This is a genomic window from Aminicella lysinilytica (assembly GCF_004362975.1).
GTDB lineage: Bacteria > Bacillota > Clostridia > Peptostreptococcales > Anaerovoracaceae > Aminicella > Aminicella lysinilytica.
Genome location: NZ_SNXO01000067.1, coordinates 1 through 5885, shown reverse-complemented (window position 1 = coordinate 5885; position 5885 = coordinate 1). Strand labels below are relative to the sequence as shown.

At 36.3% G+C, this 5885-nt stretch carries 10 protein-coding genes; all 10 read right to left on the bottom strand.

From position 1 onward, the window contains the following. Nucleotides 1–310: 310 nt before the first annotated feature. On the bottom strand, nucleotides 311–1546 hold the full coding sequence (locus EV211_RS10380; protein ID WP_133529363.1) for a tyrosine-type recombinase/integrase: 1236 nt from the start codon (nucleotides 1544–1546) through the stop codon (nucleotides 311–313). 13 nt (nucleotides 1547–1559) lie between these two features. Then, complete coding sequence (locus EV211_RS10375) at nucleotides 1560–1799, bottom strand: excisionase (protein WP_133529362.1); 240 nt, start codon at nucleotides 1797–1799, stop codon at nucleotides 1560–1562. Nucleotides 1800–1813: 14 nt separating this feature from the next. Next, the gene (locus EV211_RS10370) at nucleotides 1814–2017 is read right to left on the bottom strand and encodes an excisionase (protein ID WP_133529361.1); all 204 of its coding nucleotides are present in this window, start codon (nucleotides 2015–2017) and stop codon (nucleotides 1814–1816) included. 30 nt (nucleotides 2018–2047) lie between these two features. Beyond that, a complete protein-coding gene (locus tag EV211_RS10365; protein ID WP_133529360.1) occupies nucleotides 2048–2191 on the bottom strand; it encodes an excisionase in 144 nt (47 codons plus the stop codon). 145 nt (nucleotides 2192–2336) lie between these two features. Further along, a complete protein-coding gene (locus tag EV211_RS10360; protein WP_133529359.1) occupies nucleotides 2337–2564 on the bottom strand; it encodes an excisionase in 228 nt (75 codons plus the stop codon). Beyond that, nucleotides 2564–3127: a type II toxin-antitoxin system PemK/MazF family toxin gene (locus EV211_RS10355; protein WP_133529358.1), complete on the bottom strand. Its 564-nt coding sequence runs from the start codon at nucleotides 3125–3127 to the stop codon at nucleotides 2564–2566. The genes EV211_RS10360 and EV211_RS10355 overlap by 1 nt, the downstream gene beginning before the upstream one ends. A gap of 94 nt (nucleotides 3128–3221) precedes the next feature. Then, nucleotides 3222–3815 carry a sigma-70 family RNA polymerase sigma factor gene (locus tag EV211_RS10350; RefSeq protein WP_133529357.1) on the bottom strand — a complete coding sequence of 198 codons (594 nt, stop codon included), beginning with the start codon at nucleotides 3813–3815 and terminating at the stop codon, nucleotides 3222–3224. Between the two features lie 291 nt (nucleotides 3816–4106). Beyond that, nucleotides 4107–4361: a hypothetical protein gene (locus EV211_RS10345; RefSeq protein ID WP_133529356.1), complete on the bottom strand. Its 255-nt coding sequence runs from the start codon at nucleotides 4359–4361 to the stop codon at nucleotides 4107–4109. Then, nucleotides 4358–5083 (bottom strand): ImmA/IrrE family metallo-endopeptidase, encoded by a 726-nt coding sequence (locus EV211_RS10340; RefSeq protein WP_133529355.1) that lies wholly within the window; start codon nucleotides 5081–5083, stop codon nucleotides 4358–4360. Before EV211_RS10340 ends, EV211_RS10345 begins: the two co-directional genes overlap by 4 nt. Nucleotides 5084–5209: 126 nt before the next feature. Then, nucleotides 5210–5710, bottom strand: coding sequence for a transcriptional repressor LexA (gene lexA / locus EV211_RS10335; protein ID WP_243108614.1), 501 nt, complete (start codon nucleotides 5708–5710; stop codon nucleotides 5210–5212). Between the last annotated feature and the right edge of the window lie 175 nt (nucleotides 5711–5885).

The following is a 5885-nucleotide window of genomic DNA, read 5'->3' as shown; positions in this document are numbered from 1 at the left end:
ACTTTAGTAACAAAAGTAACACTTTTTGATTGCCATAGCGTAGTGTTTTCAATGGCTACAGCGTTTTTATCAGTCTAATGGCTTCATCGTCGGAACTTCGTCGGACATACTATCAATTTTTTCCTAAAAAGTACAGAAACATTTATTCTTTCATTTGTTACACTTTTCTAAATTGACAACTGTGGTTATCTATCAATGGAAATTGAGGTAAACTAGGTACAATTTGAGGTAAATGGTGTAAAGGTCTTCTCACTGCTTAAAAAATGGGAAGTAATGATATTCCCTATTCGGAAATCATACTTCCCATTTTCTACGCTTTTTTAAAATATAAATCAAGTCCTTCAAATTCAGAGCGTTTCAACTCTTTCGTTACATCCGTATAAATGTTGAGCGTTGTTGAAATGTCTTTATGTCCAAGAGCATCTTGAATCACTTTGACATTAACCCCTGCTTCACACATTCTGGTCGTAAATGTATGTCTTAACGAATGACAACTAAAATGTGGCAATAAAACTTTAGGATTTTCATTTTCTAAGAATTGCTCATCATTACAATTACGAATGATTCTCCTGATTGCTTTGTTTAACGTCGCTTGGTGCTGTGGCTGTCCAAAACGATTTATAAAGATAAAGTCCGTATACCCATCTACAGTAGCTTCACAATGTAAATCTAACATATCTTGTTTTTCTTTTTCCATAAGAAATGCTTCCTTCACAAAATCGAGCATAGGCACTTGTCTATTTCCAGCCTCAGTCTTAGGTGTATTTACATTGAAGTAACACCCTCTTTTTCCCTCTGATGTTCTGTGGTCATAATATACCAGCGTATGACTTACATTGATTATCCCTTCATCCAAATCAATATCGCACCATCTAAGCCCTGTCACTTCTCCAACTCGAAGCCCAGTTCCTATCATAACTGCAAATACTGGATACCAATTTTGAACATTAGACGTATCTTTTAAATATGAAAGAAACAGCTCCTGCTCTGGTCGAGTTAATCCCCTGCGTTTTTCTGTTTTAAAAACGTGAGACTTCTTAAGCTCCTTCAGAACATTATTGGATGGGTTGTTTCTTATATAATCATCATCTACCGCCATATCCAAAATCTGATGTAATACAGTATGGATATTATCAATAGTGGCTGCTTTTAAACATCTTTCATCAGCAAGATAATTGTAATATCTTTTTATATCAGATTTCTTTAGTAAAGAAATTCTCTTATCTCCGATTTGATTGCGGACAAAAGTTTCATACATATATTTGTAATTTTCAAATGTATTATTTTTAAGTCCACGCTTCAGGTCTTTCCATAATTCGTATAATTCATTGACCGTAGTATATCTTGCTTCTGCCTTGATACCATCGCTAATATCTTTTGCAATCTGTTCTTCTTTCGCCCTAAGGTCATCAAGACTTCTTGCATAAACATATCGTCTTTTTTTATTCTTGTCCATCCAAGAATATGAATATGTTCCATCTTTTCTTTGTTGCTCTCCAGTACGAAGAACAACTCTTGATTTATCTTTTCTTTTTGCTTTTGCCATAACATCAGCCTCCTTAAATATGAGTTTGTTTTTCAATATATGAATCGAACTTTTTTCTAACAATGAAATACTGGGTTCCCATTTGGGTTACAAATGGACATTTCTTTTTTCTTATCAATTCTCTGATTTTAGTTCTTCCAATGCCACTATATTCAGCAGCTTCATCCACCGTAAGACACTCCTTCTCCCACAATGGTTTATCCGATAGTCTTTCTTCCAACTTCCTCTTATAGGCAAGTAGTTCTTTATCCATATCATTCAGCCTCCTTATATCATATTTCTCTTCAAAACATATTCATCAAATGCCACCCTTTTCACCAAACGTTTATTTCCAACCCACAGTACAAACGGGCAGTCATCTTTGCTTGTAAGTTCATAAAGCTTATTTCTCCCAATTCCTGTATAAATAATAGCTTCTTCAATTGACAAATTTGTTTTGTGCCAAATTGGAATATCTTTCTTTTTATTCATTTTGCTCATCTCCTTTTGTTGAAATATCCTTTAAATTGAATATGATTTTTCAATGCACTTATCAAATACTTCTCTTTTAATCAATCGCCTATTTCCTATCCATAAAACAAAGGGACAATCTTCTCGATTAGTCATTTCATAAAGCTTGTCTCTACCTATCCCCGTATATGCCATAACGGAACACTGAACTTTGCTTCTGTCAAAATTGTAAGGTTTTCATTCATATGCACTCCTCCTTGAATTTGATGACCACATAATAACGAAAAATCTACAATACGCCAATTATGCGATAATCAAAATCGCATAATTGACATTTTCATTAAACTGAATACATTTGCGTAATATACTCATCAAGAACTTTTCTTTTAATCAAACGCTTATTCCCTATCCACAAAACAAAGGGACAATCTTCTCTATTCGTCATTTCTCTCAATTTATCCCTGCCAATTCCCGTATATGCCATTGTTTCATCCATATTCATAGTTAGCTTGTGCCACACTGGAACATCGTGTTTTGGCTCTTTTAATGTTGCAGCTTTTGCTCCCATTACTGCCCCTCCTTTTCTCCAAAGGTAGAGCGTCTATCGAAAATGATATAATCCCATCCGACCTTATTGCATTTATCACACTTGTCTTTTGCTGGAGCAAATGGGTCTAAGCGTCTTACCACATAATTAGGATTGGAAATATAATCGTGCAAGCACTTTGGACATAAGCATCGAATATCTCCAGTACGTTCCAGATTCGTAAACCATAAGCCGAAGGTTTTCTTAATGGCTATATTGATTTTCTTCCACATACGTTCTTCATCAACAGTACCTACATAATCATTCAATTCAACCTTATTGACTGTTCTAATCTGCTCCAAAAGAACCATTGACGGTTTGCTCAGTCCGTATCTTTCGCCAAGAATAATATGCGAAGGCAAATATCTCTTTTTAATAACTGCTGTAATGGAAGCAATGATTACTGTTGGCGATTTTGCATTAAACCCATCCGCCTGAATTACTAATACTGGTCTGCGACCACTCTGAATGGACCCTTCTGTTTCTCCAAAATCGTAGTAAAAAATGTCTCCTCTTTTAATTGCTCTTTGTGTTTTAGATTCCATCTCTAAATACCTCTCTTTCCAAATTATCGAAAGGGCTTGTCTGTCAATGTAAGTACCCCTTCACTTGTTTGGAATTGAAATATGAAATGACAACCTATTTCCCGAAAAAATCTCCAAAAGTATTTTGAAATTTCTTGATTGCAACATTGATGTGTTTCTCTACCGCCTGATGGGAAATCCCTTCTTCTTTTGCAATATCTCTTGCACTCATACCTTTAACAAAACGGAGCGTGATATATTTACTCTGTTTCTCGGTTAAGCAGTCCATTGCTTCTGCAAAAAGTTTCATTTTGAAAGATTCCCTTTCTTTGTCGAAATCTTCTTCCATCTGCTTTTCTATAAAATTCGGCTGGATAAGTTCTGGATGGGCGTATTCTGTTACCTCATCAAAGCCAAATCCAAGTTCATTATTCACCCTGCGTTTTCTGTGCTTGTCTTCGATTCTGTTATATTCCGTTATTGCTTCTCCCTGCTTAACAGAAAGTAATACAAAGGGAATATACTCCCGAATCAGCTCAGGGTATTTTTCCATCAGCTCCTCTTTGCTAAGTTCTGATACAATTGCCCACTTCTCATCTCCTGCATATCCGTAATATTCATATTTAAGGTTGATAAGTTTACATTCCTTTGCAAACTGTTCCTCTAAATTTACCTGCTCATAATGTACTGTTAAATTGTTATTTTTCATTTCCGTAATCTCCTTTGAATTTTGAATTTTTGTTTTGCATTCAAAATTCGGAAATTACGGATATTTCGCTATTTGGCATTGCCACTTGGTTAAGTGCATAAAAAAAGACCTTTCCCAAGCAAAACGGGAAAGACCTAATGCAGTACAAAGCAAAATCGAGCATAAAAAAAGCACCGTAGAAATCAGAGAGTAGAGGATATTATCCTATTACTTTCTGGCTTCGTACGGCGCTTGGTAGTTTAGCCAACTATATAAGTTGCCTCCGCTTGCTCGATTAGAATTGTATATTATTTATTTGTTACATTTGCAGCCTAATCTTTCTGCATATATCTTCATTCTGCGGAAGTAGGCGAGGTTTAATGTAGATACCTCTTTGCATTTGGGGCACTTCACTCTGAGATGTCCCGATATATCGGAATAAACTGTTTGTATCATAAAATCACAGATTGGGCAGCGTAAATCTCTTTCGCTCAGAGCCTCTGCTTCAATTCTTGATTTAAGCAACTTGTGCATTATTTCTTTGGCGGGTTGTCTCATAACTCTCATATAAACTCACCGCCTTTGAATAACTTTGCGTGTATAAACTCTTTCATATCAAGTTTTTCTATCATATTCAAATGTTCTAATCTAATTCTCAATGCACTGATAGAGACGCCTAAAGCCTTTGCCATTTTTTTGATTGCAGCCTTGTCCTTTGCAGAAAGGGTGCTTTCTCCATATAGTTTTATGCTGTCTGTTCCTGCGTATTTCACTAATGCTCCTTCTACTAAAAATCTAGGCATAAGTAATGATGCTGCCATTGCGTCAGCCTGCCATTCATTGGAACTGAATATCTGGCTTAATTCTTCTTTTGTATATGCCCGTTCATTATCATATTCATTATGAAAACAGGCTTTTGCTGGTTCAGCTTGAAGCTTTGCGAGAATGTGATGTGCTGCTTCGTGTGCCATCGTAAATCTGCGTCGCCCATATTCTTTCTCTGACAGAAGAAACTTCTCAATGACAATCGTATTTTTCGGAAAGGAAAAGGGAAGAACCCTTCCGTTTTGATTTATCATCAGTTCTGTTTCTCCATCAGAAGTGAAACCGATTTTTCCATAATCATCTTCAGCAAAAGATGCAAACTCAATCTTAAGTCCCAGAAAATCTGTTATGAAATGCTCAATATCTATATATGCGACAACCTTGCCAGGGTGCTTATCCTTATATACTTGGATAAGACCTGCACCGATTTCATCAATCTCAGTTCTAGTATAAAATGTGTTCAAGTTGTATCCACCTCCACTGTTATGCCAGGCATTATTTTACCTGCATAATCACTTGATTTTATTTCCGCACTATCAAAATGATGATAGCGAATTCCTTCATTCTTCATAACATTTACCTTTCACTGGTTAGATTTCTTTTATAATGTGACAAGCCACGCCTTGAATCGTACATTCTTCGGCATATATATCTTTGAATTTCTTATTCTCTGGATGGAGAACAATGCGTCTGTTTTCCTCGTCTCTGTAAAACCGTTTTAGAGTATTTTGATTATCTACAAGTGCAACCACAATATCGCCAGCATTGGCTTTTTTATTTTTCTTAATGACAACCAAATCGCCATCATCAATACCTGCATCTATCATTGACTCCCCATTGGCTCTAAGAATATATAACTCATCTTTCCCAAAGATAGCTGTTGGCAAAGCTACATATCCTTCGATATGTTCTTCTTCATACTCAGGTGTTCCACAAGGAATAGAACCCACAATCGCTGTATTAGATATATCTGGATTCACTTTTCTTGTCACTGCTGTCTGTATCTCCTGACCGTCATATTCCAGCATACCTTTGTCATTCATTTCTACAAGGTATCTGTATACTGTGGATTTTGCAATTGAATATTTCACAGTAGGAGCCCCAGAGCGGATCTATGATCCGCTCCAGTAAATCTCTTAAGAGAACCACCGGTTCTCCTCATGGCCCCACCTTGACATCATAGTTTTGAATTACGTGAGTAATATTCTCGCATATTCATAGTTCCTGTCTCGATCCAGTATGCAGAGTAAGCGTATCTGTCAACTA